Below are 25725 nucleotides of genomic sequence, written 5' to 3'. Positions count from 1 at the left end.
GTGATGGCCCGGTCTTGGCCATTGCGCCTGAGGTCCTTACATGCAGATCCCTGCGCCGGGGAGCGCGTTATGGGCATAAAAGAAAACACGCGTCCAAGGTCTTTACACGCAGACTTCCTCGCCGTGCAGCACATTATGGCGGACGTGCTGCACGATTAATTTGAGCTCTTACTTGATGGCGGCCTCATTTTAATGTAATGTAAAACTCATCATGTACTAATCAATGGATAAAGAGGATAGAAGGTATGAACTAGTAAAGAAATAGCTGGTTTTTGCTGGGCTCATATTTTATCAATATACTCAAAATATGTGGACCTATTGATTCAGTATGTTAAAGCAACTCACAGAATTTCACTTTGAGTAAAGTTTTGACCAGAGAAAGCAAAAATGGGTGAACAGAGAGGCATTTAAGATGAAACAGCTAAGCGCCTTCTTTCAAAAGCAAGTGATGCTGAATCAGAAAAATCTGGTAGGCGAACTATTTATGGTTTTTCTAGTGATTGGCTTGTTTTGGGTTGCTAAATTTCAGCAGATTGCCGATTTGAAGATTGAGACATTTAGGATTCAACAGTCGGTGCAATCGAGTTATTTACGCTATGATGCCCAAAGCTATTCGAAAACCAGCAAACAAGGAAAAATGGTGCAGGCGCTGAATGAGCAACTTTCAGGAACCGGCAAGATTGATAGTGGCTTACTCGTCCATGATGCCGGCATGATTCTTAATGGGCAGGTCGAATTGGCACAGGCACAACTTAAAAGTTATTCACTTGATTTTGCCGGTGCTAGTGGACTATTAATCCCAACCAAAGAAGCCGTGACCGGGAAGATCGCGGTTGCCAGAAAGTTACAACAAGTTCAAGGTTCGCCGCGGGTTGCCATCAAGACTGCCAGTGACTATGGCGCCTTATTATTTCAGGTCATCGCAGTGTGCGCACCTTTTTTAATCGCCTATTTAGTCGGAGATTCATGGTTAGTAGAACTTGAGCACCAAAGTATTTTGAGGAACATGCCGGTTCATTTTCTTGGTAAAATGGCGGCCCACGTCAAAGCAAACTTTCAATTGAGTATCGGATTGTTTTTGGTTCTGCCAGTTGTGGGATTAATACTTTTAGGAATCGTTATCGGTTTCGGGGACTGGAACTATCCAACCGCTTTTACCTTGATAAACAAGATCACCACGGTTCCCAGTTGGCTTGCCGGTTTACTGATTGCGGTCTATGCAGTTGTGCTCACAGTATTGATGTCGGTCGTAGCCATTTGGTTGAATCGACTGATCGGAAATTTCTATGCAACGCTCCTTGCTTTGATTACCGTAATAATCATCGTGACATTCAGTCCATCGCTGCCAGCAGTGTTCTATTTAACACCGCTACCTTATTTAAGCATTGCTAATGTGTATTCAGGCCATTTTCTAATAAACGATCATCTGCCCATCGGTTGGGTGACAGGTTTGGGGATGATGTTAATCTGGCTGACGGGTATTTTATTCGTGATTTCAAGGTGGGGGCGTGCAAAAAATGAGTCGTAATCGTTCATACATAGCCTTTCAAATCAAACAAAATCTCCTCAGTAAGAAAAATTGGGGCGCGTGCTTAATTTTTTTGCTATGGAGTTTTTGGCTCTGCTATCAATACTTACCTGCAAATAGCACTTTGGAAAACTTTTCACGCCAGGAGGTGACCGCTAAGTACCAGAAAAATGCAAAATTCATGAAATCCTTCAATCCGGCATTTCCTAACTATCCGACCATTGCCAACGCTGGTACCTATGTTCCTCAGTTTATGAAAGCTGAACGCGCGCAGTTGAAAGCGGCTGGGCAAGGCAAATACAATCGGGTAGCAGCATCAATGGCTGACGAATTAGCGCTTACTGATCGCTTAGTGCTACAAGGGCAGCCGTGGCTTAGTTATCCGCTGCAATATTATAGTGATCCGAATGTGGTCCGCGATGCAGGTTCAGGCAATCAGAACCGTAATGGCCATTATTGGAATTTAGAGGCGCGGACTCGGTTGCGTCAATATGCAAATATGGCAAACAATAACGTCACGGCAGCGGTGATTAATCAACAAACAGCCTTACAGCAGCTGCAACGCGCGTTCTTTTATGGACTGGCGTTGTCGTTATTGCTTTTGACGGCGATGATCAGTACGGATTTAGTGACAAGAGATCGCAAGAAACAATCGATTTTGAAAAACTTCCCGTTAACAACTTGGGCCATGCTCAATGACAAATCTTTGTCAGCGTTACTAATGAGTGGCGGCTTGTTACTTGGCTTTTTGGCCATCTTATTACCGTTTAACATGATCAAGTTCGGAATTGGCAGTCTGTCCTTACCGATACCGGTGTATGAAGGGCTCACTTTCAGCACAATTTCGCTAGGCCAGTTTATCGGGGAAGCCCTTGTTCTTTTACTGTTAAGCGTATGGCTGATCATTCGTCTGCAGGTTGTCTTACAGTTAATCTTGAAAAGTGAGTTTGCCAGTTTGGCGGTGACAATCCTGTTGCTAGTTAGCGAAAGTCTTTATTTTCTACCCGGCTTAGTCGCCATTAATCACAACTCGTTATACTTGCTGCCGAGTTACTTCAATATCGGCCGGTTGGTGGTGGGCTTTCAAAACTTCAGGTATGAGACGACACAAATGACCTTCGTGTTCGGGTTGATCATGATTCTGAGCGTGATAATTGTACTTGAAGTCATTATATTTTGCCTGGCTCACAAACGGCACCCGAAAAAGAGAGAGGTGGCATCATGCTAAAGCTAAATGATATTGGATTGTCCTTTGCCAACAAAAAGCAGGTCTTAGATGACATCACGCTCACTTTAAATCAGAAAGAAATTGTCGGTCTTGTGGCTCCGAATGGCACAGGTAAAACCACGCTTTTGAATGTCATCATGAATAATCTAAAGCCTGACCGTGGCTATGTAGAGGTGGACGGGCTGCGTTACGAAAGCAATCAAGCGATTAAGGCGATTCATCAAAAAATTTGTGCATTCCCTTTAGAAAGCGAGCTTTTTGGTGAGTTAAATGGCTATGAACATTTGAAATTGTACCGAAACATGTGGCAGAGTCAGATCACGCTCGATGCCTTAGTCGATGGTTTGAAAATGCGCAGTTATATCACCCAAAAAGTCAGCACCTATTCGCTCGGAATGAAACAGCGATTATGTTTTGCAATGGTCGTGGCTTCGGATACGCCGATCATGTTACTGGATGAAGCCATGAACGGCCTTGACCCGGAAAATGTTGCGCTGATCTCGGGTCAAATTCAGCAACTGCGAGAAAATGGCAAGCTCGTCATCATGGTCTCGCATTTACTGGACAACCTGCAAAGCTTGGCTGATCGCATTCTTTTTCTGCGGGCGGGCAAGATTGTCAAACAAATCAATATGCATGAGAGCCAACCAAACTTTTTGAAAATGCGGCAGACACCTCAGCTGTTAACCGATGTTAGTGCGGATGCGATATTAGATATTGATCGTGATCAGGTGCTTATTGATTTGGCAAAATTGGATGAGGCAACACGTGAAAAACTTGTTTTAGGACTTGTGACTCATGACGTGCCATATAGTGTTGCGCCGCTTTCGTTGGCGGATGAGTTTAGGCTGATATTTCAAAAAGCGTGAGTGTGATTTACGATCATAAAGATTTGTTGAATGTGAAACGGATAATCGTGTAAAGCCGGCTTGGATTCGGTATTGTTAAAGATTAAAAATGCGAGTGAATTAGTCTAGTTGAGTTTGACAAAGGGCAGAGGCATAGATTAATCATAAAAAATTATGACATTTCTTGAAGGTTTGCATCGAGTGTTAATCGTATTAACGCTTGCCATGGCCGGTTATATAGGGTACGGACGGCTGGTTCCTGATAAAAAGTTTAGTTTGAAACGATTTGTCCTGGTCGGCGTACTGTCTTTGTTGCTTATTTGGACAACTTGGTATGTTGGAACCTTAGTGAATCAATGAGATTTAGCGCTATACATTTTTTGACTTTGTTTGGGATGTGCAACCTTGAATAAATGAAATTAACAAAGCAGCAAGTTCGCCCCGTCTGTGCTAAGACGGGTGGACTTGCTGCTTTTTGCAAACTGTTTAATCCTAGGCTAACATCAAATATTCCACCTTAGAATACTAGGTTAATCGTTCTCCTCTTCCATGGGGACCCAGCACTTCTTCAGGTGATGTTATTTAAGATTGCCTCGGGATCTAAATTCAGAGACTTCATCCACGCCATATTCGTCTTATATAACTTCGGGTCAATGATCTCTGTGGCCATCAGTAAGGCAGCTAGTTTCTTTTTGGCGTCCTGATCTTGGTACTTTAAGATCGGCACAGCTAGCCGGATGAATGCCACATGATGCCGCAGATACAGGGCTGTATTTTTGACAGGAAAGTCGGCAACTATATCTAGCATTGATAAGGCACGGTCATAATCGGCATCTTTTAAGTACCTCGCGGAAATATTATAAAAAGCACCAACAAAAGCCTCATCGTACCGAGATAGGTGAAATTCTTGATATTTGGTGACCATATGGCGAAGTAAGCGGTCATTGATGCGATTGGAGAGTGAGTGGCACAAATTGGCATATACCAGATACTCAAAATGGAACCAACGCCCTTCTGTTAACAAAAACTGCTGGATGCACTCTTCATCCTCAGCCGAGAAAACTGGGCTTTGTTCCTTAATTTTAGCAATACAAGACATAACGATTAGCTTGAGCATATACTGTGGTGTTTCAGATCGTTTAATTTCATGATAGTCGGTCAAGAGCATTTGTAAGCCCTCTAAATCCAGACTTTCATATAAGGTACTGAGCTCTCTAAAAAAGCGACGCAATTGGCTATGCGTTTGATCAATTAACTCAAAGAATTCCTGGGGTTCTGTCATTGTTGGCTTCAAGATCTCCATCAGGCTAAAAAGACGGATGTTGGCATCTTTAGTCTCAAAGAAAGAAACTGAAGTCTTGTGTAAGGGTCCTTGTACATCGGCGATTTTAAGATGACGACGTTCACGAATTTGGCGAAATAAGTTACCACAAGTAAATTGATCAGCAAACATTTCTTCACCTCTCATGTAGAAAATACTCGACTTTTGAATTTTTTTAGCTGAAGTTTGATTAAATTATCAGTGTAAATGTCGAAGGAGGTTGGAGGAGAAAGGGGGAAATCCGTGTGCCGGATTTGACAGAGATCCTGAATGACACTTATCCGGTGGGTGATGACGTTATTATTGTTCCTGGATAAATTATGGCGGATGTTGACAAAAAAAGCGAGTAACTCGCTTAACAGATGGGGGGATTCACATGGAATTTCAGTCGAAGTGGAAAAGAACACCTAAATTTCTTGCATTGCTAGCGATATTCACAACGACATTGTTTGTTAGTCTAATGCTAACCGGAGCCAAACCGGTCAATGCAGCAACTAAAGCAGACGAGATTACTGTAAACTCGGCAACGCCAAAAGAGCAAGCCATCGCCAAGGAACTAGAAAAGATGTTTGTAGATGGCGATATTGAAAATCTTAACATTGATTATCTCATTGCCAAATATGGAAAAGATGAAATTCAGGCTACAGAAAGGTTTATCGGTATCTCTGAGAATGAATCTCGTATTTTTCCAACGGAGCATCGAATTGTTCAACGCGATCTAGCCGATATTGGAAATTGCATGCTGGGAAAACTCGGTGAGGAAATCCGAAGCATGGTCAATGTCAATACTATCGTGGCTTATATTGACAAAAAGCTCTGGTTGGAAGCAGCAAAGGCTATCGTTGCTAAAGTAGCAGCTCAGGGTATTAAACGTAATGCAGCTGTTATGGCAACCGTATTGGCATGGTATGCCGTACAATGCGGTCTGGGGTGGTAAACGTTAAGAATAAAGCCAAGACATATCTTGGAGGATTTTTACTATGGTTGGCGTTGATGCTCTTTAATATTGGTTATGATCTTCTTTTTCTGGGTGAGCTTTATTGGACGCAATATTTTAAATTAACTGGTTATCTAATGATTGCTGTACTCATAGGGAGCGTTTATTTTAAAGATAGGTCAGAGTAGTGAAGGCTTCCATACGATATTAACAGGATATTTTCTCCAGATATGCGATAAATCAACTAATAGCATCAGCCTTAACAATTTAATAGGAGTGTTTGAAGTACAGAAAGTCCCAATTTTATGGGACTTTTTTTGCTTGTAAACAGTCTCTATGCCATCCAGTTACAATGTATATCAGTATACTGAATCTTTTAAATGTTGGGCCGACTAAAATCCTAACAAAAGCAGAAAAATATGCACAGCAAACCTCCCCCGCTTAAATATAAAAATTATGCCGATAATTCTCAGCAAACGGCATGTCCATTGCCTGCGCCTGCTTGAATTCTCGCTGCAGATCATAAGAAATTCGGCGAAACTGCGGATTGATTGCGCCGTCGTCAGTCACTTCCAATAAGAGATACTCAGCGCGCCACTCTTGATACCGACGAGTTGGTTTGTCGAAAGGTAAACCGACTGAGCCAAGGTTCAAAACAAGGCGTTCATCGGCTTTGGCATAATCAAAGGCATCAGCGATTTGGGTCGGCATGCTTAAGTCGACATACCGCATTGTGGGATGGTGAATGTGGGCATAGATAGCCAAGTCAAGGGTACTACGGGGTCCACTGAATAATGCCGATAATGCGGAACCTTCAGCACGGACTGAGAGCATATCCCCGCTGTTATTGGCGGGAAGATGGTGTGAGAGCCCAATTTGCACCCCATTAACCGTCACTTCTTGGTGAAGCGGCCAACTGGCAAGGGTGGCGCAAATTTTGGCCGGATCATGCAGGTGGTTCAAAATATAAGCTTCAATTTTCTTTTGCATGGGAGATAGACGATCTCTACCTGACCATGTGGTGATCAAGAAGTCTTCCCAGTTGCCCCGGATTTTGATTGTCGGATTGATGGTTTGTAATTCTTCCCACAATGGCTGAACGTCTGGTCCGGGCCCAAAAAGATCACCTAAGAACCAATAAGTTTCAGCGCCATGTTGAATCGCATCTGCATACACGGCTTCTAACGCTGCTAAGTTGCCATGGATATCTGAAAAAACGGCAATGGTGGTCATGTCACTCACACTTTCCTGGGTTGAGAATGGTTGAACGCTCTATGGATAACTATGCTTCGTGGAACGCAAAAAAACAACCAGCAGATGAGCTGATTGTTCCTTCAATTCAGCAATGTACATTGCATGGGGTCGATTTAAGGGAAATGCTAATTACTTAACAACAAATGATGCTCCCCAGGTAGCGCTGTTATTACCATCATCGAAAGTTGTTTTGTACTGAAGCTGCAAGCCTTTCTTTTTAGAAATAGCCGAATTGATCGCCTCTCTAAAGTTATTGAATTGGGTGTTTGTTCGAATCAATGCGGCCGTTGCCAGAAGCCCTGCGTATTGATTTATGGCGCCAAAAGCAGCCGCAAAAGCTAGTCTAGCATTTGCATGGGTGTTTGAAGCCGCTTTAACTGCAGCCATTTGTGAGGCTGAGTAGTAAACGTAAACCGTATCATTACCCAATCCATATGGGGTGATACCGCGCTTTGCAGGAGTGGGATATGAAGCAGCCTGGACGACAACGGGTTCTTCATGATTAACGGCTTGGTAAACAAATGATCCAGAAGTGGTGATGCCAACCGCAATAGCTAGAACCAAGGGGAAAACGATATGACTGACAATTATCTTGCCGGAATTAAAGAGTTTAGCTTTATTTTCCATAACGATTACCCACTATTAAAAAATAGACTACTGACTTCCAGGATTTAAAATTGTGAACCTATAGTAAGCTGTTTTCGTTCCCATTGAAAGCGGATTTATCGAATGAGACTTTTGTACTAACTTGATTATTTAGGTGATTTTTCACAGATGGAAGTTCGACTTTAAATAACAAATTCCAACAATTGTGAAAGCGAAAAAGTCGTGGAATTTTCTCATGAAGCGAAGAGATTTTTCATCAAAATGGGCTACATATCGACAAGACGCCGTAAAGACCATGGGCAGATAAACAGATCAAAAATGAAAAGTTAATGGTCATTAATCGAGAGTAAGAAAAATCGAACCTGATAGCGATCTAGGAGTTAGAGGATTTGTTGTACATCTGCATTAACAAAAAAGCAACCAGCTCAATTTCTGCTGGTTGCTTAAGATCCGGTTAATACGAATTAAGATTTGCGCTTCAAAAGGCTCTCCGTCAAACGGATTAAATCGTCTCGTGCAGCGCCGGCAGGCAACTTCTGCAAACCGGCAGTCGCCAGTTCAGTACGTTGTTGCGCCATAGTGTAGGCCTGCTTGACACCTTCATACTTGATGACAAGATCGCGCAGTTGAATCATCTCGGTATCGCTAATGTGTTCTTTTTTCGCTAACAGCGGCAAAAAGGCTTGGCGATCGCGCTGCATGGCCAAAATGAGTGGTGCTGAGTAGACGCCGCTGCGCACATCTTCGTAAACCGGTTTGCCCAAAGTTTCGCCATCGCTAGTGTAATCGAGAATGTCGTCTAGCAATTGGAAGGCGATGCCAATGTTCATGCCGATTTTTTCGGCCGTTTTGGCAAAGTTCGTTGTTCCGCCGCTTTCGTAGGCACCGACAAAACAGCTTAACGCAAAGAGCTGGCCGGTTTTTCCGGAAACCTGCTTGAGATAGTCATTAATGGTGATTTGGGTTTGGTAGCGTGTGGCCATCTGATCCAGTTCGCCTTTTAAGATTTTCTCCATGCTGCCGCTGTCTTGTTGAATGCTGCGGAGGCTTGAGGCGTAATGTGCCAACAGCTTGAAGCAGACAACAAAGAGATAATCGCCAGCATAAACTGCTGTGTCCGGGCCGAATTGTTTTTGAATCGTCACCTGATTGCGGCGGGTTGGAGATTTATCGATAATGTCGTCGTGGATCAAAGTGGCGGTATGAAGCGTCTCAATGGCGGCCGCCAGTGCAATCATTTTCTCGCGATCCGTGTCTTGAAACCGGGAGAAAAGCAGACAGTACGCCGGCCGTAACAATTTGCCACCGCCATTAATCATTTCCATGATCGCCTTGGCCACAGGTGTATTGTTGGTTGTGATCTGTTTTTCAATCAACGTTAGCGCTGAAGCAAGCTCCGGCGCCAACGTCGGGTATTCATGCCACATGGGATGAATTTTCATGTGTAGCTCCTTTTTTACGACGCTTGGTGCGATCATAGCGGAGTCGTCGTAAGATATCGATGTGTTCAAAAAGAAAATTAGCAGCAATCCCAACCGCAATGCCCGCCAGAATGCCCATAAACGCGAGAATCGGTAAATAGAGCATGACGGTCCAGCTTTGGGCGATGAAGGATGCCATCAAGAGCTGGCCGACATTATGCAAAATGCCACCTGCTGCAGAAATACCGATCATACTGACACGTTTTTCACCTAATTGTTTAATGAGTAACATGCCAAACCACGATAAAACCGCACCAGCACCACTGTAAAGAAAGGTTGACAAGGTGCCGCCAAGTAGTGTGGTGAGCAGCAGTCGCAAGCACATCAGAATAAAGCTGTCGGGAATTGACATCGTGAACAATGAAATGATCGTGATTAAATTGGCCAGGCCCAATTTGGCACCAGGCGCAAAGGCAAAGGGAAACGGGATCATACGCTCGAGTAGGCCGATAATGACGCCTTGAGCGCAGAGTAAGGCAATATAGATATACTGCCGGGTACGGTCGGCTTTATAAACACTCATTCGGTCACCATACCTCCCGTGTTGCTATCGCCTTTATTTGACTTAATCGCAATGAGTAGCTTATGCGGCAGGCAGACAATTGTTTGACCGGGTTTCGTAATCCGACCGCGGCGAACGCAGACCTGATCCTGACAGTTAGCTTCCGTAATCGCGATTCCCGCGCCTTTGACTTCAATCTTATTCCAGTCACCGTCTTTATCACGATAGGTGAAGTGGCTGGTCCCAGTATGACCGGTTAGTCGCTTGCGATAAACTTCATGGCCGTCATGGGTCACCACGGCTGTTAATACCTGTTGCGAGGCGGTTGCTTGCTGCTGATTCTCATGAATGCCGAAAATAAGATACGGAATGAACGCTGCGATAAACAGGCCGCCAACAATGATCCAGTCAAATGGGCGAATCATCTTAAGATAACGTTTAAAGGTATTTGGCCGTTTCATTGTGAGCCTCCAATCTAGTGAAATTGAATCGCGTTCAAGTTCATGACTTCAAAACGATGATGTGAACACGAAGGACGGGGAGCAGTCGTGGCCGATAAAAGAGACCGCAGCAGCTTCCCGCTCTTGAAAAAAGACTCTAGGTAAGTCCACCCAGAGCCTTTTGTGTAGACAATTATTTGAGTGCATCGGTACCGTAAAGAGATCGCGGTGTTCCATAGCGCCATTTGCCAAAGACTTTCTGGAGATAAGGGACAACCCATTTATCGAGCCCAAATGCGCGGCCGGAACCGTTCATGCAGGCAAAGGCCATCGGGATCATCCAAATGTTAACCCAGTAGAACATACCACTGAGGCAGAAGACGCCGACAAAAGCGATCGTAGCAGCAGAGGTCAACCAGGTGAATAAACCGGCAACAAGCGCAAGCCCAATCAGAATTTCCATAATCGTCATGGCCTTTTGCATGAAGAAGGCAACTTGCTGATTAGGAATCAAGGTCTTGGTAATGCTGTAGTACCAGTTTGGCATCTTGTCAAAGACCATCATCGGATCATTACCATACTGATATGAAAGGGAGAAGACGGTCTTGGTTGCTTTGGCAGCACCGGCAGCGGCCCCGGAAGCAGCACTGGTTGCATCAGCGCCAGCAGCAGAGGCACCACTGGTAGCAGCCGGTTGTAACCAGCTAAATGGCAACCGGAGCTTGTCAATGAACCATGACTCTTTACCTTGAATCTTCGGCCAGCAATCAATCAACCACATAGCGCCTAATGTGAGACGGGCAGGCAGTGTCCATAAAACATTGCCTTGACGGGAAAGATGTCCGCGGAACATGTTGCGGCCATTGCGGGTCCGGAAAAATTCGTGCATGAAGTACTCGAATAAATAATAACCGGAATAGATCTGAACGAAGTAGAGCATGTTGACTAAATGTTTCATCAACATCGCAAAGAAACCGGAAAGGTGCAGCCAGCCCATGATATTGGCAACACCATATTTTGAACCCAAGCTGACCATAAATCCGGAATAGTTGGCTTTATATTCAACCTGTTCCTTATTTTCCAACTTGGCTTCAATGTTCGTCAACGCGGTGTGGGCAGTTGCCTCAGCGCCTTGAACGATTTGCGGCTGGCCCTTGCCGGTGCCGTCTTGATCAACTAACGATACATCGCCGACAACATAGATGCTTGGATCGTCTTGCGATTCCATGTTGTTTTTGACTAAGATTCGGCCGGCACGTCCTTGTTTCAAGCCGAAATCTTTCGCTTGGTCAGTTGCTTTAACCCCGGCCGTCCAGACTAAGGTGCATGTTGGGAACGTGGAGCCGTCTTTTAGATCAACGTGATCTGCGTGAACGCCGACAACGCCGGTATTCTTCATGACCTTGATGCCGCGTTTTTCCATGTAACGTTCGGCTTTGTTCGCGTCTGAACGATCTAGCATATTCATGATCGTTGGCGCCATTTCCATCAAGCTAAATTGAATTTCGTTCGGATCTAGCTTGTACTGTTTGGCTAAGGTATCGCGCCAGTCACGTAATTCACCAATCGTTTCGGTACCAGTGAAGCCAGAACCGACAATGACGATAGACAAAAGGGCTTTGCGTTTAGCCGGATCGTGCTCTTCGGAACCGCGCCGAACAACGTCTTCAATGTGGCGCTTTAGCCGAATCGCGTCTTCCCACTTACCCAAGGTGAAACCGTGTTCGGCAACGCCAGGCGTCCCAAAGTCGTTCGGTTGTGATCCAATTCCCAAGATCACATAATCATAAGGGAAGCGTCCGTTTTCAGTGACAACTTCCTTCTTGTCGCGGTCAATCCCAGTCACATTATCGGTGACCAGCTTGACATTCTTACGTCGATTGAACAACCGCTGTAAATCGTATTGGATTGCGTCTTCTGGGACACGATCCGCGGCGATTTCGTGCAGTTCGGTGACATAAGTGAAGTACGAGTGGCGATCGATCAGCGTGATCGTCACGTCTTTGTTACGTTTGTAGTGCTTGGCCAGGTGCTTTGTCGCATAGACCCCGGCAAACCCCGCGCCAACCACGACGATATTGGTTTTCGCCATGCATAACACTCCTTACCATTTGCTTTACCCATACTCTTACAAAGTATGTATCTAAGCCATTATAGCCTTTAAAATTACGTAATGTCTAACGTTCGCGCTCTCTTTTTCTAAAGCCGTACATTTTTGTGTAAAATGACACAAAAATACGCTTCGTAAAGGACGATTAAAAAATGAGAAAGCGCTTATAATACCCGTGTTTGGTTGATTTTTTTGATTTGACTAGCTAAACTAAATATGTGATTGAAAACACAATATCGCAGTTATGAACTGCAAAAGGGGTAAATGTCATGAAGTTAAGTAAAGTTGTGACGGGGACAGCCGTTGTTGCACTGTCCACTTTGGTTTTAAGTGCATGCAGCAGTAGTTCAAGCAGCAAAAATTCATCCAGCAGCAAGGCTTCCAGCAGTAAAGTGGTCAAGAAGTCATCAACCCAAAAGCAGGTTGCAGGTGGCCCGTTGAAGGATGGTACTTACAAGCTGAATGAAACCGGCTATGACCATGGCTATAAGGTTGAAATGGCGATGACGGTCAAAGACGGGAAGATTACTTCTACTAAGTATGATTACGTTGATAAGAATGGCAAATCCAAGACCAAAGACGCCAGCTATGAAAAGGCCATGAAGGCTAAGGTCAAGGTTGGACCAAAGGAATACATTCCTGAATTAAACAAGTCCTTTAAGAAGAATGGAACCAATGTCGGCGCTATCGATGTTATTTCCGGTGCGACCGATTCCAGTATGACCTTTAAGAATTACGCCCAACAATTAGTTCAGGCGGCTCAGGCTGGGGACACCAAGCCAATTGAAGTCAATAACACTGGCAAGATGAAAGATGGTACTTACACGCTTGAAGAAAAGAACTACTTCAACGGCTATCGGGTAACCTTCTCCATCACGGTTAAAGACGGTAAGATTACCGAAAGCAACTACGACAACGTCAATAAAGACGGTAAGTCCAAGACTCAGGATACGAAATACGAAGCTAACATGAAGAAAGTGAACAAGGTTGGCCCGAAGGAATACATCCCAGAACTGAACAAGTCACTGGTTGCTAAGCAGTCACCAGCCAAGGTTGATGTGGTTTCCGGTGCAACCCACAGTTCCGATACCTTCATCTTGTATGCTGATCAGTTAGTTAACGCTGCTCAAAATGGTAATACCAACAAGATCGAAGTCGACAATATTGTTTACAAGTAATGGCGTGATCTTGAAAAGAAGTTAATGTGCGTTATTAGCGCGGGTTAACTAAGCAAGAACTTGTTTGGAATAATTTTTCTGAGCGAGTTCTTTTCTTATGCTCATAATGCCCGGTATAATGGTGCTGTAACCGTTTTAGTCAGTAAACGATGTGGCACTTGGCTAGTGTGTCGGCTTGCTTTCGGTTCAAGATGCTCACCGGTGCATAAAGCGTTCGCCAGCGCAGAGATCTGCGTGTAAGGGCCTTGGACGCAATGGCCAAAGCCCGGCCATCACGTCCAAGGCCACTTACACTCCGATCTCTAAGCGCGCTGGCTCACGCTCAGCTCACTATAACGCGCTCCCCGGCGCAGAAACCTGCACATAAGGACCTTGGACGCAATGACCAAAGCCCGGTCATCACGTCCAAGGCCACTTATGCTCCGGTTTCTAAGCGCGCCGGCTCGCGCTCACACTTTTTGGAGGTGATTAACAGCAGACAAATATATGTAACAATGTAGCGTAACATGGTATGTTATGAGCACGATAATTAAGTGGAAGATGCTCATATGCTCAGACCAAACGAAATGGCTAAATGTCTCGGTGCAACTGCAACAGTGGGATAAGTCTGGAAAGCTCAAAGCTCGCAGAACACCACCTAATTGATGTTATTATACCGAGCATCAATACTTGGCTTATATCGGTCATGCTGATGAATTAAAGAAACATCGACGAGTTGCGTGCGTTTTGGCTATGATTGGTTTGAGCGCCAAACCCCAAAGATTCAACCACACAGCTTGTGGGGTTGAATCATCCTGGTCTATCACCTCAGGGAGAGCTAACTGAAGACTTAATTAGTATGATTCACGTATTTTCGCGTCGGTTATCCGGCTTACGTCAATACAAGGAAAGCTTGAAGACGATCCATTTTTGAAGTAAGTCCTTTAGTTAACTTGAAGGGAGGTGAACACTTTTGATTAAAACGCATAAGATCAAACTTTATCCCAATGCAACGATGCGTAAAGAATTAGAAAAATTGTTTGATTATCGCCGTTTCGTTTGGAACCAAGGGCTGGAAATCTGGAATGACATGTATGACGCCTCTTTAGTCATGATGGATAAGTCGATACGGCCTAATGAGCGAAAAGTTCGTGATGAACTGGTTGCGAACAAAGCAGATTGGCAGTTTGAACGATCGGCGCGCGTTTTACAGCTTGCCGTGAATGATTTAAGTAAGGCGTGGGCAAACTATTTGAATCCTAAAATGCCCAATCATGACAAGCCTAAGTGGAAGTCGAAAAAGCGCTCACGTAAAACTTTTAAAACGGATCGTGCTCAGATAGTCAATGGCAAGCTTCGTTTGGATCAGCCACGTGGCACCAAACTCTGGTATGACATTAAAATGGCTGAACAGCCACGATGGCAGGGTGAAATCAAGCAGGTTTGCATCGTTCAAGACGCAGATGGTTACTATGCAGCGTTGTCTATTGAAGTTGCAGTCCTGGTTGAAAAGCGACCCACTCAACGGGTTACTGCCGTTGACGTCAATGTAGGCAAGTTCGACTACAAGACCCCATCAGGTTATGCCATTCAGCCAACACTACCTGCTTCGCTACCAGCACTTTACGCTCGTATCACTCACTACCAAAAACAGCTTGCCCGTAAGCGAACAACAAATCCAAAGCACTTTAATTCGGCGGCCTATCGCGCAACGAGAACCAAGTTGAAGCGAAACTATCAACGCGTTGAACGGATACAAATGGATTTGTTAAACAAATTTACGACCAAGCTAGTTGTTGATCACGATCTAATTGGGATAGAAGACTTGGATAATCAGCACATGCGCATGAATCGTCGTCTTGCTAAAAACCTGCATCGTTCAATGTTTGGTAAATTCAAAATCATGATGCAATACAAAGCGGATTGGCACGGCAGTACTTTAATTCTTGCCGATCCAATGTTTCCGAGTACGCAACGGTGTTCTAGATGTGGTTATATCAAAACCGGTGAAGAGAAACTTACTTTGCACGGTAATGTCAAATACCACACCGGACATGATGATTACATTTGCTACCAATGCGGAGCCAAGATGCGACGTGATGAAAATGCAGTTGATAACCTGATCGATTATGCGAAATCAAAAGTACATGGGTAGGCTATACCCTAAAAGTTCAAGAGGCGGTCACTGTCATGATGAATTATTTCAGAGTGGGAATACCGCTGTTAACGGGACTAAATGAGATGCTGAATGTCAATCAAGAAAGGAAATATATAGAACCTTTATTGGTGTCAAAGAGACATTCTTCCACATTTTATATAGCAGGTTGTACATGAAAAAGCGATTGATTGTCGTTATCCTGATGCTTTTGGCACTGGTGGCGACGGGCTGTTCGAGTCAGACGACAGCTAAACGGGAATTGGTTTCGGGCGATCCTTATTCGGATACTCAGTTTCTGATGGGGACGGTTGTTACGATTAAGATTTATGACAAGGGGAAACAGGGAGCACTAGATGCTGCTTTTTCCCGCGTTCAGCAGTTGGCCGATGAACTGACGGTTAACCAAAAAGGCTCCGAAGTCGATGCCGTGAATAAAAATGCAGGGATGAAACCCGTACACGTGACCCCAAGTGTTTATCGGGTGATTGAAGCGGCCAAGCATTATAGTGAAAATTCGAATGGTTCGTTTGACTTGGCAATTGGGCCGATTACGAGTTTGTGGCATATTGGCTTTGCCGATGCGCGCAAACCGGCGCAAAGTGAAATTGATGCCAAGCTGCCATTGGTTCACTATCAAGATGTTGTTCTCAATAAGAAACAACAGACGGTATATCTTAAGAAAAAGGGCATGGCAATTGATCTAGGTGGTATTGCTAAAGGCTTTATTACCGATGAAGTCGTGAAAACGTTGAAGAAACAGCATGTAACGACTGCTATTATTGACTTAGGCGGCAATATTTTTGTCATGGGCAAAAGTCCTAAAAGTTCTAAAAAGGATTGGAGTGTCGGTATTCAGGATCCTAAGAAGCCTCGTGGGACGGCCATCGGGACCTTACCTGCCAGCAATAAAACCATCGTGACCTCGGGTATCTATGAACGCTATCTTAAAGTTGATGGTAAGGTTTATATGCACCTGATGAATCCCAAAACCGGCTATCCATTTGATAATGAATTAATGGGTGTTTCGATTATTACCAAAAAGAGTGTGGATGGGGATGCTTTGTCAACCGCGACTTTTGATAAGGGGCTAGTTGATGGGATGGCCTATATTGAAAAGTTGAATTATGCTGATGCTATTTTTGTTACCAAAGATAAAAAAGTTTACGTGAGCTCGGGGTTGAAAGATAAGTTTAAGTTGTTGAAGGACTCGGGGTATACGCTGGCGAAGTTAAAGTAAGTTGGTTAAGGGTTCACAATAAAAGCTTGACCGACTTCTAACCGCGCTGGCTCGCGCTCACTACAAAAGGGGAGAGTAGATGTCGTTACCGATATTTTTAGAACTGGTTGAAATTCGCACCAAACTGGCAAGTGTTTTGCCATTTGCGATTGGCACTTTGTTTGCAGTGACTTATTTTCACGCCTTTGATTGGCTCAATACGCTTTTATTTTTTATTGCAATGTTGATTTTCGATATGATGACAACTGCGCTTAATAATTTGATGGATTATCAAAAAGCCAAAGATGCTCATTATCAGCAGGAAGTGAATGTCATTGGTCGGGCTCAGCTTGATCCGGGAATGGTTGCCAAGTTGATTCTGGTAATGCTTGTGGTTGCTTCGTTGCTGGGCGTTGTGTTGGTCGTGCGGACGGATTGGCTGTTGCTGTTAATGGGGATGGCTTGTTTTGCCATTGGTATTTTGTATACTTGGGGGCCATTACCGCTTTCTCGTTTGCCGCTTGGTGAAATTTTTTCCGGGATTGTCATGGGATTAGGCATTCCGGTTATTGCAACCTATGTCAATATTGCCCCGGGACGCTTGCTTGCCTTGGATTTGGAGTGGCCAACGGTTGTTTTACGTGGTGACTTTATCGCCATCATTGCATTAGGGTTAGCCTGCATCACCCCGATGGCAACCATTGCCAATATTATGCTGGCTAATAATATGTCTGATATTGAGGAAGATCAGCGCAATCATCGCCACACGCTGCCGATGTATTTGGGTCAATGGTGGTCGCCACGGGTTTACGCATTGTTAGCTTATGCCGGCTTCTTAGCGGTGATCTTGGGCGTCATTTTTGGCGCGCTACCGATATGGACATTGGTGGTGGAGTTAGCCTGGCCGTTGGTGATTCGCAATGTGCATCGGTTCATTCGTGATCCCAGCAAACAGCGAACGTTTCATACCGCGGTGATCAACCTGGTTTTGGAAAACGGTTTGCTGGTTTTGGGTTTGGGAATGGGGGTGGTGCTATGACCCAGTCTTATCATCGGCTGACGTGGCCGCTATTTTTAGAATTTATTCGGTTACCGGCTAAGGCTGCCAGTATGTTGCCGCTGGTGTTGGGAATCAGTTACGCTGCTTGGGCATTTCATCAGTTTTCTTGGATCAATAGTCTCATATACGCTGCGGCTCAATTGGCTATTGCCTTATTTGTGACAGGATTCAACAATGTTCAGGATTATTTTAAGGCCAAAGATCGCAGTTATCAGCAGTCGCAAAATATTATCGGCCGCGAGCATTTGTCACCTTGGGGCATGTTGGCACTTACCATCTTTATTTTGCTCATCAGCGTGGTTTTAGGCATCATTCTTGTCATGCGTACCAACCTGAGCTTGTTAGTGATTGGCGTGGTCGGCGTCGGCGTGGCCATTTTATATACATTCGGGCCGGTTCCTCTATCACGATTGCCGCTGGGAGAGGTGTTGGCCGGGTTTGTGGAAGGTTATGGGACTTTCGTGATCGCGGTGTTTATCAATATGACACCACCGGGACCCCTTGACTTAACGCTTGACCGCCGCACGTTTACATTTGCACTTAATCTAGGCTGGCTGTTACAACTGTTGATCGCTGTTTTACCGGTGATCATTTTGAATGCTGCTGTCATGTTTGCCGATAACATTGCTGATATGGAGCAGGATATCAAAAATCAGCGCTTTACATTGCCATATTACCTTGGCCGAACCCGAGCTTTACGTTGGTACCGGTTGATACCCTTCTGTACCTTTGTTGCGTTACTGCTAGGTGTTTTGACCCGCAGTTTGCCATGGTGGAGTTTACTCGTTATGTTGACTTGGCCGGTGGTGAAAAAAAACACGCGTCGGTACACTGAAGCACCAAGCAAAGACAAAACTTTTATTTTTACGATTCAATCTTTAATGATCGTTGGCGGTGCTTTGCTGTTGACCTTGTGGCTTGGTATTTTCTTCTGATGGTGTGGGTCCAAAATATCAGACTCGATCATGGTAGTTGGTAGCAGTGCGATGGGTCCACCTTGTTAGAATATTAAGATAGAAAGCAAGAGCTGGCGGAGCGGTGGCGGGCTCAGTCGTGCCCACCACTCTAGCTGCGCGGTCGCCAGCCCTCGCCACCGCGGAGCCAGCTCGGAGTAACGGAAATCACTTAATTAGAGTAGAACCGAGAAAAAGTTGACACTTACCGGCGCGAACCTCTGCTTGCTATCTGTTTGTAATCTTGGTAAGATATTGGACGTGACTGGAGGGAACAAGATGTCAGTAAAGAAAGTTGCTTTAGCTTGTTCGGTTTGTGGGCAACGGAATTATTTTGTTCCCGAAAACCCAAAACGAACAGAACGGTTAACGTTAAAAAAGTTTTGTAAACATTGTGGCCGCGTGACGGTCCATCAAGAAACCAAGTAATAATGGAAGGAGCGCAATGATGAAATTTATCAAAAGTGTTTTCGCGGAAATGAAAGCTGTCACTTGGCCAACTGCCCAGCAGACGCGGCGTGATACGTTTACCGTCATCATGACTTCCATTATTTTTGCGATCTATTTTGCGGGTGTGGACTGGGTTATCAATGCAGTCTTCCAAGCCTTCTTATATTAAGACCTGACAAACTGCTTTATTTTTGCTATACTATGAGCAGCGCAAAACCGCCTTCGATGACGGTTTTTTATTTTGACTCAAAACACTAAAAGGAGAACATTATGGCTGAAACAGTTACATCAGCAGAGAAACGTTGGTATGTCTTGCACACTTATTCTGGTTATGAAAATAAGGTGAAGACAAACCTTGAACAACGGACCAGCAGTATGAATATGGATGATTATATTTTCCGGGTAGTTGTTCCGGAAGAAGAAGAACACGAGCAAAAGAACGGCAAAGAGAAGATCGAAATGAAGAAGACCTTCCCGGGGTACGTGTTAGTCGAAATGGTCATGACGGATCAATCATGGTTCGTAGTGCGGAACACGCCTGGCGTTACCGGTTTCGTGGGTTCCCATGGTGCAGGTTCAAAGCCGGCGCCATTGTTGCCTGAAGAAGTTGCAAGTGTCTTGCATTCAATGGGCATGAGCACACGGCATCAGGATGTTGAGTTTGATGTGGGCGAACCCGTTACGATTATCGATGGGGCCTTTACCGGGATGCATGGTAAAGTAACCGCTGTTGATAAAGACAAGATGAAGCTCAAAGTCGTGACCGAAATGTTTGACCGCGAAGTCACTGCTGAACTGGATTTTGATCAAGTCGACAAACTGTAGGCAAGGCTCATGAGCAGCTGGTTTTGGCTCGTGATTGCAGTTGGCACTGTTGTGATTGCGGGCGGTTTAGCAGACTTTATATTACTGGGTCGTCCCGGATATGCGCCGGTGCCATTAGTCATGGATGCAACGCCGACTTTGTTCATCCCCGGCCATTTAGGTACGCGGTATTCATTCGGCCATATGTTGTGGCGTATGCAGCGTCGTTATGGCTTGAGTAAAGATGTTGTCGCGATTGTTGCCCCTGATGGCAGGGTGCGTTTGCGTGGTCGGTTGAACTTGAATCATCATGCTGCGGTGCAAGTGCTATTCACCGATAAAACCGTACGCCCAGCTGCGCAATTACGCGGATTAAATCACGTGATTACGGCTTTACAGGCGCAACAAGCTTTCAGTCAGCTTAATCTGATTGGACACTCAATGGGCGGTGTGACGGCAGTGTTGTATTTATTAAGCAAACCAGCTGTGCCAGTCGCCAACCTAGTCACTATTGCTGCGCCTATGAATGACTTAGAAGTTGCTCAGCGCTCACCGATTCTAAACTGGTCATTGACGCGCCAGGGACCGGAACACACAGCCCCTATTTATCAGCAATTTCAGCGAACCATTGACAATCTTCCTGCTGATCTGCGATGGCTAAATATTGCCGGAGACTTGATGCTTGGAGGTCGCCATGACGGTGAGGTTGCGATTAACAGCAGCTTTGCGGTGCGTTATCTGGTGAAGGATCGGATCAAGGACTATACGGAGGTCGTCATTCGCGGACCACGGGCAGCCCACAGTTTGCTCCATGAGAATCGCCTCGTTGATCATGATATTGTTGAATATTTATGGCAGCAGCAACGCGATTTTTAGCTATTGTCAGAAGATATCGGTTGCGCGATAAGCAACGGCACATTATTTTTGGCATTGCTTAGGAACCTTGACCATGATGGCCAAGGTTCCTTATGTTTTACCCGCAAGTTGCTGTCACCGGAAATAAGGCATTGGCGACAATAGAGTTGCCGCAATGCTTGCTAGGAGGAAAATATGGCCCAAGTCTATCTTGCCGCTCCTTTTTTTGACCCCGCTCAGACAAAGCGGTTGAATCAGGTATTAGCGGCCTTAAATGAAAATGAGTCCGTTAGCGGTATTTTTTCACCACGCGATGATACTAACAAAGCAGGTTTGACGGAAAATTCACCAGCTTGGCAGCGACAGGTTTTTGGTGAAGATATTCGCGGCTTGCACCAAGCAACGGTGATGGTCGCGATTTTGGATTATATTGGCGAAGACCCTGATCCGGGAACCGCCTTTGAAATCGGCTATGCGTATGCGCACCACATGCCAATTGTGGCGCTACAACTGACGGACATGAAAATGAACCTGATGCTCGCCGGCTCCATTACTTGTTTTGTAACAGATATTGCCGAGCTGAAAACACTGGATTTAGATCATGTGCTCGTTCGTCCTTATGTGGGACCGGTGTTTTAGTGAGCGTGAACAGGGCTGCTTAGAAACCGGAGTGTAAGTGGCCTTGGTTGTGATGGTCGGGCTTTGACCATTGCGACCAAGATCCTTACACGCAGGTTTCTGCATCGGAGCGCGTTATGGTGATAACTGATAACTTGCTAGCGTGATGTGACGCTGGCTTTTTTAATGTCATCCTGAATTTTTTAAAAGCCCGCCATTCTCTGTTTGACCGGTCATCGCCAGCATTAACGAATTGTTATTGATTAATCTATATCTTGATATTAGATTCGTTTGGCTATACCATATCTTGTATACGGGAGGGACGGATATGCAAGTTATGATGAAACCGATCACCTTGGCGCCTGAATTCATTGCCGAGGTTAAGAAAGAAATTAAGCCGCACTGGGGGGAGCTTGGCTGGGTAACCTACAAGCGGACCTATGCGCGGTGGCTGCCGAATGAAGAGCGAACCGAAAATTGGGATGAAACCGTCAAGCGCGTTGTTGAAGGCAATATTAACCTTGATCCGCGTTTACATACTGCGGATCCGGATCCTAAAGTAGTAACGGCCTTGCAAAAAGAGGCGCGCAATCTTTTCAAACTTATTTATGGGTTGGCAGGCACGCCATCTGGCCGTAACCTTTGGATTTCCGGAACGGATTATCAAAAGCGTAATGGCGATGCATTGAATAATTGCTGGTTTATTGCGATTCGTCCCCAACCATATGGCGATTCACACATTGTACCAGCCGATTTTTCTGCTGATCAGCCTGCTGTTTCGATGCCATATTCCTTCATGTTTGATGAATTGATGAAAGGCGGCGGTGTTGGTTTTTCCGTCACCAAAGACAATATCGCCAAGTTGCCACCAGTAGCCAGTGCGGTTGATTTGACGATTGTCATTGATCGGCGCAGCGCCAGTTATGAAGCTTCACTTAAGATGGGCGCGGTTGATCGACAAGCATGGGAACAAGCCCATGCAACCGAACGCAACGATCGGTATGTTTTGCCGGATACGCGCGAAGGCTGGGTTTTGGCCAATGCCAAGGTGATTGATCACCATTTTGCCGCAACTAATCCTAGTGGCCAAACGAAATTGGTATTAGACATTACCAATATTCGACCAAAAGGCGCGCGCATTCATGGCTTTGGCGGTACGGCTTCAGGGCCCATGCCGTTAGTTGAAATGTTGCAGGATATCAATAACGTGCTTAATGCGCGAGTTGGTAAGCATTTGACGGCGGTTGATGCAACCGATATTGGTAATCTGATTGGTAAAACCGTTGTCGCAGGTAATGTTCGCCGTTCTGCCGAAATGTCGTTAGGTTCAGCTGATGATGATGCGTTTATCACCATGAAGCAGGATCAAAAGCAACTGTATCATCATCGTTGGGCATCGAATAACAGTGTTGCGATTGATACCCAGTTTGAAGCCTATGCACCGATTGCGACGGCGATTGCCAAAAATGGCGAACCAGGCATTGTCAATCTCGACTTGTCCCGGCGCTATGGACGCATTGTCGATGGCGAAAATGCCGCCAATGATCCGGATGTCGAAGGGACAAATCCTTGCGGCGAAATTTCTTTGGCCAACGGTGAGCCCTGCAATTTATTTGAAGTATTCCCGGTTGTGGCCGTGCAGCAAGGTTGGAAGCTAAAACAGGCCTTCACGTTAGCTGCGCGTTATGCTAAACGGGTCACCTTTAGCAACTACGACTGGCAGGTTTCACGCGATATTATCAAGAAGAACCGGCGAATCGGCATTTCGATGTCCGGGATTCAAGACTGGTTCCTGGATGATTTCGGTCATCGAGTTGTTTCCGGATTTGAACCGGTTGTTGATCCGCATACGGGTAAAATGGTTGAGAAACCGGTTTATGATCCGGAAATTAAACAAGCGGTTGATGGGCTTTATCGTACGGTGGTCAACGCGGATAAAGCTTATTCTGAAGCCTTGGGATGCGAACCGTCGCGCAAGCACACAACCGTTAAACCATCCGGAACTGTGGCTAAATTGGCGGGTGTTTCCGAAGGCATGCATTTCCATTATGCCGGTTATTTGATTCAACGGATTCGGTTCCAGGCCAATGATCCGCTATTGCCGGCACTGAAGGCATGCGGCTATCACATTGAACCGGATGTTTACACTAAAAATACGATGGTCGTTGAATTTCCGATTCGTGCAGCGCATGCGGATGATCCGGCATTTGCTTCGGCAGGCACGGTTTCGATTGCCGAACAAATTGCCACCCAAGCGTTCTTGCAAACGTACTGGTCTGATAATGCGGTGAGTTGCACCGTGACCTTCCAGCCTGAAGAAGCTGACCAGATTGCTGACTTATTATCACAATATCGGCATGTCATCAAGTCCACGTCAATGCTGCCATACGTTGGCGCAGGCTTTAAACAAGCACCAAAAGAGCCAATTGACGTCCAGACTTACAAGCAGAAATGCCAACAGATTCACGGTTCGGTTGCAGCGGTTTTTGCGGCTCAAAATGCCGATCATGATCAAAAAGATCTCGAATTAGTGGATCAAACCGATTGTGCTGGCGGTGCTTGCCCGATTAAATAAACGATACGGAGGATGTAGGTTCATGTTAAAGAAAGTTTTACGGTCACTGGTTGTCTTCTTCACTGCGATGTTGGTTCTTACCGGGTGCAGCAGCAGTGCTAGCAGTACGGCCAAAAGCAGCAGCAAACCCAATCAGATTGTGGTCACGTATCAACTGAAGGAAAACGGTAAGGCATTTGCGAATAAGAAAATTACGCAACCTAAAAAATCTGTTGTTATGACCGGTTTGAAGAAGGGCTGGAAAGTCAAGGCTTCCAAGGGCTTCATCACCGAGATCGCTGGCAAGAAGCAAAATGTTGCCAAGAAAACATACTGGCTGTACACCATCAATGGCAAGATGGCTAAAAAAGGTGCCTCGCAGCAACCGGTTAAGAACCATGATAAAGTTGTGTTTGACTTGAGTGTGACTAAATGAAGTTGCCAGTAGCAGCCAAAAAGCCATCGCCTGTCCGGGCGGTGGCTTTGCTTGGTTTATTAACCGCCTTGTGTACGGTTTTGCGCATTATTAAAGTACCGATTCCTAATGTTCAGCCCGTCACGGATATTTTGATGGTGACAACGCTGCTACTGGGAATTCGGTGGGGCATTGCTTTGACCATGAGTACCTTGGTGGTTTCAAATCTGATTTTAGGATTTGGCTTGTGGACGTTGCCACAGATTGTTGCTTATGCGATGTGCCTAGTCGTGGTTCAAGTTATCGTAACGTTGATACCACTGATTCGGCGCACACTTTGGCTTCAGATTGGGATAGCCGGTCTGCTTGGCTACTTATACGGGTTCATCGTTAGTTTAGGAATGGCGGTCATTGGTAGTTTGAATGGTCTTGGCTTTTGGGCTTATTATTTAAGTGGTTTATTGTTTGATACTTATCACGCCATTGGAAATCTCGTGTTTTATCCGATAGTGGTGCTGGTTTTGCAACAGGGATTGAAACGCTTTTCTCATCAGGGTTGAAGACAGGAGGCAGTCATGAAGCTATACACAAAAGTCGGGGATCACGGTGCGACCAAACAGATTAACGGTAAGAAGGTGCCAAAATACGATCCGCAGATTGTGGCACTAGGCGAACTTGATGAACTCGATTCGTGGCTCGGCTATGTTGCTGCTCAAGCGCAGGCAATGCCAGGATTTAACTGGCTTACGGAGGCATTGGAAACACGGCAGCGGGAATTATATGAGCTGCTGGCGGATATTGCGGTTCCGCGGCACCAAACGATCACAGAAGCACATGTGAAAGCACTAGAAGATGCGATTGATCAAATGATGGCCGCCGTTCCCCATATCACAGCGTTTGTTTTGCCAGGCGGACATCCGCTAGCAGCCGCGTTACAATACGGCAGAACAGTGGCCCGGCGCGCAGAACGGTCATTGGATCAATTAGCTACTAAAGATGACACTTTGAGCGCCGTCACATTGCAATATAGCAACCGGCTATCTGACTATCTTTTTGCGTTGGCACGCTATGTCAACTTCAAAGCAGGCGTTGCTGAGGTGAAAAGTAAGTAAACAAGGTTAGCGTGATCGTTAGTTTGAAAAGACCGGCAAGTAAAAAGCCTTGATCCGAAAAATTGGACCAAGGCTTTTTGCATACTGTGATAGTGGAACGTATTTTTAACTAAAAGCT

At 45.4% G+C, this 25725-nt stretch carries 26 protein-coding genes; 19 read left to right on the top strand and 7 right to left on the bottom strand.

Annotation, left to right across the window (positions count from 1 at the left end; all coding sequences use genetic code 11):
* The first annotated feature begins 412 nt into the window (after window positions 1–412).
* From ACWP87_RS02480 to ACWP87_RS02465, 4 genes are all read left to right on the top strand, one after another.
* On the top strand, window positions 413–1528 hold the full coding sequence (locus tag ACWP87_RS02480; RefSeq protein WP_014570030.1) for a hypothetical protein: 1116 nt from the start codon (window positions 413–415) through the stop codon (window positions 1526–1528).
* On the top strand, window positions 1518–2756 hold the full coding sequence (locus ACWP87_RS02475) for a hypothetical protein (protein ID WP_029943655.1): 1239 nt from the start codon (window positions 1518–1520) through the stop codon (window positions 2754–2756). Before ACWP87_RS02480 ends, ACWP87_RS02475 begins: the two co-directional genes overlap by 11 nt.
* On the top strand, window positions 2750–3625 hold the full coding sequence (locus ACWP87_RS02470; protein ID WP_014570028.1) for an ATP-binding cassette domain-containing protein: 876 nt from the start codon (window positions 2750–2752) through the stop codon (window positions 3623–3625). Before ACWP87_RS02475 ends, ACWP87_RS02470 begins: the two co-directional genes overlap by 7 nt.
* 153 nt (window positions 3626–3778) lie before the next feature.
* On the top strand, window positions 3779–3964 hold the full coding sequence (locus ACWP87_RS02465; protein WP_014570027.1) for a hypothetical protein: 186 nt from the start codon (window positions 3779–3781) through the stop codon (window positions 3962–3964).
* 208 nt (window positions 3965–4172) lie between these two features.
* Here the strand turns inward: ACWP87_RS02465 and ACWP87_RS02460 are convergent, their stop codons facing one another.
* Window positions 4173–5057 carry an Rgg family transcriptional regulator gene (locus ACWP87_RS02460; RefSeq protein WP_014570026.1) on the bottom strand — a complete coding sequence of 295 codons (885 nt, stop codon included), beginning with the start codon at window positions 5055–5057 and terminating at the stop codon, window positions 4173–4175.
* 244 nt (window positions 5058–5301) lie between these two features.
* Between ACWP87_RS02460 and ACWP87_RS02455 the strand changes: the two genes are divergently transcribed.
* Complete coding sequence (locus ACWP87_RS02455) at window positions 5302–5862, top strand: hypothetical protein (RefSeq protein ID WP_014570025.1); 561 nt, start codon at window positions 5302–5304, stop codon at window positions 5860–5862.
* A gap of 441 nt (window positions 5863–6303) precedes the next feature.
* Here ACWP87_RS02455 and ACWP87_RS02450 read toward each other — a convergent pair whose 3' ends face one another.
* The 6 genes from ACWP87_RS02450 to ACWP87_RS02425 all read right to left on the bottom strand — a co-directional run bounded on the left by ACWP87_RS02450 (window position 6304) and on the right by ACWP87_RS02425 (window position 12237).
* A complete protein-coding gene (locus ACWP87_RS02450) occupies window positions 6304–7095 on the bottom strand; it encodes a metallophosphoesterase family protein (protein WP_005698625.1) in 792 nt (263 codons plus the stop codon).
* 150 nt (window positions 7096–7245) lie between these two features.
* Window positions 7246–7743, bottom strand: coding sequence for a hypothetical protein (locus ACWP87_RS02445; RefSeq protein WP_014570024.1), 498 nt, complete (start codon window positions 7741–7743; stop codon window positions 7246–7248).
* A 443-nt stretch (window positions 7744–8186) separates the two neighbouring features.
* Window positions 8187–9164, bottom strand: a complete 978-nt coding sequence (locus ACWP87_RS02440) for a polyprenyl synthetase family protein (RefSeq protein ID WP_005692383.1) — start codon at window positions 9162–9164, stop codon at window positions 8187–8189.
* A complete protein-coding gene (locus ACWP87_RS02435) occupies window positions 9139–9726 on the bottom strand; it encodes a Gx transporter family protein (RefSeq protein ID WP_005686161.1) in 588 nt (195 codons plus the stop codon). The genes ACWP87_RS02440 and ACWP87_RS02435 overlap by 26 nt, the downstream gene beginning before the upstream one ends.
* Complete coding sequence (locus ACWP87_RS02430) at window positions 9723–10166, bottom strand: NusG domain II-containing protein (RefSeq protein WP_005686164.1); 444 nt, start codon at window positions 10164–10166, stop codon at window positions 9723–9725. Before ACWP87_RS02430 ends, ACWP87_RS02435 begins: the two co-directional genes overlap by 4 nt.
* Window positions 10167–10338: 172 nt before the next feature.
* Window positions 10339–12237 (bottom strand): NAD(P)/FAD-dependent oxidoreductase, encoded by a 1899-nt coding sequence (locus tag ACWP87_RS02425; protein ID WP_005713555.1) that lies wholly within the window; start codon window positions 12235–12237, stop codon window positions 10339–10341.
* Window positions 12238–12524: 287 nt separating this feature from the next.
* Here ACWP87_RS02425 and pplA point away from each other — a divergent pair, with 287 nt between their 5' ends.
* The 14 genes from pplA (at window position 12525) to ACWP87_RS02355 (ending at window position 25607) form a co-directional block, all read left to right on the top strand.
* A complete protein-coding gene (pplA, locus tag ACWP87_RS02420; protein ID WP_005686167.1) occupies window positions 12525–13433 on the top strand; it encodes an extracellular electron transfer flavoprotein PplA in 909 nt (302 codons plus the stop codon).
* Window positions 13434–14385: 952 nt separating this feature from the next.
* Window positions 14386–15567, top strand: coding sequence for an RNA-guided endonuclease InsQ/TnpB family protein (locus ACWP87_RS02415; protein WP_014570023.1), 1182 nt, complete (start codon window positions 14386–14388; stop codon window positions 15565–15567).
* A 175-nt stretch (window positions 15568–15742) separates the two neighbouring features.
* The gene (locus tag ACWP87_RS02410) at window positions 15743–16807 is read left to right on the top strand and encodes an FAD:protein FMN transferase (RefSeq protein WP_014570022.1); all 1065 of its coding nucleotides are present in this window, start codon (window positions 15743–15745) and stop codon (window positions 16805–16807) included.
* A 79-nt stretch (window positions 16808–16886) separates the two neighbouring features.
* Complete coding sequence (menA, locus tag ACWP87_RS02405) at window positions 16887–17825, top strand: 1,4-dihydroxy-2-naphthoate polyprenyltransferase (protein ID WP_014570021.1); 939 nt, start codon at window positions 16887–16889, stop codon at window positions 17823–17825.
* Complete coding sequence (locus ACWP87_RS02400; protein WP_014570020.1) at window positions 17822–18781, top strand: UbiA family prenyltransferase; 960 nt, start codon at window positions 17822–17824, stop codon at window positions 18779–18781. The genes menA and ACWP87_RS02400 overlap by 4 nt, the downstream gene beginning before the upstream one ends.
* Window positions 18782–19078: 297 nt before the next feature.
* Window positions 19079–19228 carry a 50S ribosomal protein L33 gene (gene rpmG / locus ACWP87_RS02395; protein WP_005686176.1) on the top strand — a complete coding sequence of 50 codons (150 nt, stop codon included), beginning with the start codon at window positions 19079–19081 and terminating at the stop codon, window positions 19226–19228.
* A gap of 19 nt (window positions 19229–19247) precedes the next feature.
* Window positions 19248–19418: a preprotein translocase subunit SecE gene (gene secE, locus ACWP87_RS02390; RefSeq protein WP_005686177.1), complete on the top strand. Its 171-nt coding sequence runs from the start codon at window positions 19248–19250 to the stop codon at window positions 19416–19418.
* Window positions 19419–19519: 101 nt separating this feature from the next.
* Entirely contained in the window at window positions 19520–20074 is a 555-nt protein-coding gene (nusG, locus tag ACWP87_RS02385) for a transcription termination/antitermination protein NusG (RefSeq protein ID WP_005686179.1), read from the top strand.
* A gap of 9 nt (window positions 20075–20083) precedes the next feature.
* Entirely contained in the window at window positions 20084–20929 is an 846-nt protein-coding gene (locus ACWP87_RS02380) for an alpha/beta fold hydrolase (protein ID WP_005686181.1), read from the top strand.
* 174 nt (window positions 20930–21103) lie between these two features.
* The gene (locus ACWP87_RS02375) at window positions 21104–21547 is read left to right on the top strand and encodes a nucleoside 2-deoxyribosyltransferase (protein ID WP_005686183.1); all 444 of its coding nucleotides are present in this window, start codon (window positions 21104–21106) and stop codon (window positions 21545–21547) included.
* A 307-nt stretch (window positions 21548–21854) separates the two neighbouring features.
* Window positions 21855–24101, top strand: coding sequence for a ribonucleoside-triphosphate reductase, adenosylcobalamin-dependent (gene nrdJ / locus ACWP87_RS02370; RefSeq protein ID WP_005686184.1), 2247 nt, complete (start codon window positions 21855–21857; stop codon window positions 24099–24101).
* A gap of 22 nt (window positions 24102–24123) precedes the next feature.
* The gene (locus tag ACWP87_RS02365; protein ID WP_005686185.1) at window positions 24124–24516 is read left to right on the top strand and encodes a DUF4430 domain-containing protein; all 393 of its coding nucleotides are present in this window, start codon (window positions 24124–24126) and stop codon (window positions 24514–24516) included.
* A complete protein-coding gene (locus tag ACWP87_RS02360; RefSeq protein WP_005686187.1) occupies window positions 24513–25055 on the top strand; it encodes an ECF transporter S component in 543 nt (180 codons plus the stop codon). Before ACWP87_RS02365 ends, ACWP87_RS02360 begins: the two co-directional genes overlap by 4 nt.
* Before the next feature lie 15 nt (window positions 25056–25070).
* Window positions 25071–25607, top strand: a complete 537-nt coding sequence (locus ACWP87_RS02355; protein WP_005686188.1) for a cob(I)yrinic acid a,c-diamide adenosyltransferase — start codon at window positions 25071–25073, stop codon at window positions 25605–25607.
* Window positions 25608–25725 lie beyond the last annotated feature (118 nt).

It is taken from the genome of Lacticaseibacillus sp. 22, from assembly GCF_055413445.1.
The sequence above is the reverse complement of the archived record's forward strand: the minus strand, read 5'-3'. Positions and strand labels throughout refer to the sequence as shown.

Bases quoted from the DNA above. Each gene is read 5' to 3' on its own strand.
- rpmG (WP_005686176.1), top strand. From the start codon at position 19,079: ATGTCAGTAAAGAAAGTTGCTTTAGCTTGTTCGGTTTGTGGGCAACGG.
- ACWP87_RS02380 (WP_005686181.1), top strand. From the start codon at position 20,084: ATGAGCAGCTGGTTTTGGCTCGTGATTGCAGTTGGCACTGTTGTGATT.
- ACWP87_RS02410 (WP_014570022.1), top strand. From the start codon at position 15,743: ATGAAAAAGCGATTGATTGTCGTTATCCTGATGCTTTTGGCACTGGTG.
- ACWP87_RS02460 (WP_014570026.1), bottom strand. From the start codon at position 5,057: ATGTTTGCTGATCAATTTACTTGTGGTAACTTATTTCGCCAAATTCGT.
- menA (WP_014570021.1), top strand. From the start codon at position 16,887: ATGTCGTTACCGATATTTTTAGAACTGGTTGAAATTCGCACCAAACTG.
- ACWP87_RS02435 (WP_005686161.1), bottom strand. From the start codon at position 9,726: ATGAGTGTTTATAAAGCCGACCGTACCCGGCAGTATATCTATATTGCC.
- ACWP87_RS02480 (WP_014570030.1), top strand. From the start codon at position 413: ATGAAACAGCTAAGCGCCTTCTTTCAAAAGCAAGTGATGCTGAATCAG.
- ACWP87_RS02450 (WP_005698625.1), bottom strand. From the start codon at position 7,095: ATGACCACCATTGCCGTTTTTTCAGATATCCATGGCAACTTAGCAGCG.
- ACWP87_RS02430 (WP_005686164.1), bottom strand. From the start codon at position 10,166: ATGAAACGGCCAAATACCTTTAAACGTTATCTTAAGATGATTCGCCCA.
- ACWP87_RS02425 (WP_005713555.1), bottom strand. From the start codon at position 12,237: ATGGCGAAAACCAATATCGTCGTGGTTGGCGCGGGGTTTGCCGGGGTC.
- nrdJ (WP_005686184.1), top strand. From the start codon at position 21,855: ATGCAAGTTATGATGAAACCGATCACCTTGGCGCCTGAATTCATTGCC.
- nusG (WP_005686179.1), top strand. From the start codon at position 19,520: ATGGCTGAAACAGTTACATCAGCAGAGAAACGTTGGTATGTCTTGCAC.
- ACWP87_RS02360 (WP_005686187.1), top strand. From the start codon at position 24,513: ATGAAGTTGCCAGTAGCAGCCAAAAAGCCATCGCCTGTCCGGGCGGTG.
- ACWP87_RS02375 (WP_005686183.1), top strand. From the start codon at position 21,104: ATGGCCCAAGTCTATCTTGCCGCTCCTTTTTTTGACCCCGCTCAGACA.
- ACWP87_RS02470 (WP_014570028.1), top strand. From the start codon at position 2,750: ATGCTAAAGCTAAATGATATTGGATTGTCCTTTGCCAACAAAAAGCAG.
- ACWP87_RS02445 (WP_014570024.1), bottom strand. From the start codon at position 7,743: ATGGAAAATAAAGCTAAACTCTTTAATTCCGGCAAGATAATTGTCAGT.
- ACWP87_RS02400 (WP_014570020.1), top strand. From the start codon at position 17,822: ATGACCCAGTCTTATCATCGGCTGACGTGGCCGCTATTTTTAGAATTT.
- ACWP87_RS02440 (WP_005692383.1), bottom strand. From the start codon at position 9,164: ATGAAAATTCATCCCATGTGGCATGAATACCCGACGTTGGCGCCGGAG.
- secE (WP_005686177.1), top strand. From the start codon at position 19,248: ATGAAATTTATCAAAAGTGTTTTCGCGGAAATGAAAGCTGTCACTTGG.
- ACWP87_RS02365 (WP_005686185.1), top strand. From the start codon at position 24,124: ATGTTAAAGAAAGTTTTACGGTCACTGGTTGTCTTCTTCACTGCGATG.
- ACWP87_RS02455 (WP_014570025.1), top strand. From the start codon at position 5,302: ATGGAATTTCAGTCGAAGTGGAAAAGAACACCTAAATTTCTTGCATTG.
- ACWP87_RS02465 (WP_014570027.1), top strand. From the start codon at position 3,779: ATGACATTTCTTGAAGGTTTGCATCGAGTGTTAATCGTATTAACGCTT.
- ACWP87_RS02355 (WP_005686188.1), top strand. From the start codon at position 25,071: ATGAAGCTATACACAAAAGTCGGGGATCACGGTGCGACCAAACAGATT.
- pplA (WP_005686167.1), top strand. From the start codon at position 12,525: ATGAAGTTAAGTAAAGTTGTGACGGGGACAGCCGTTGTTGCACTGTCC.
- ACWP87_RS02475 (WP_029943655.1), top strand. From the start codon at position 1,518: ATGAGTCGTAATCGTTCATACATAGCCTTTCAAATCAAACAAAATCTC.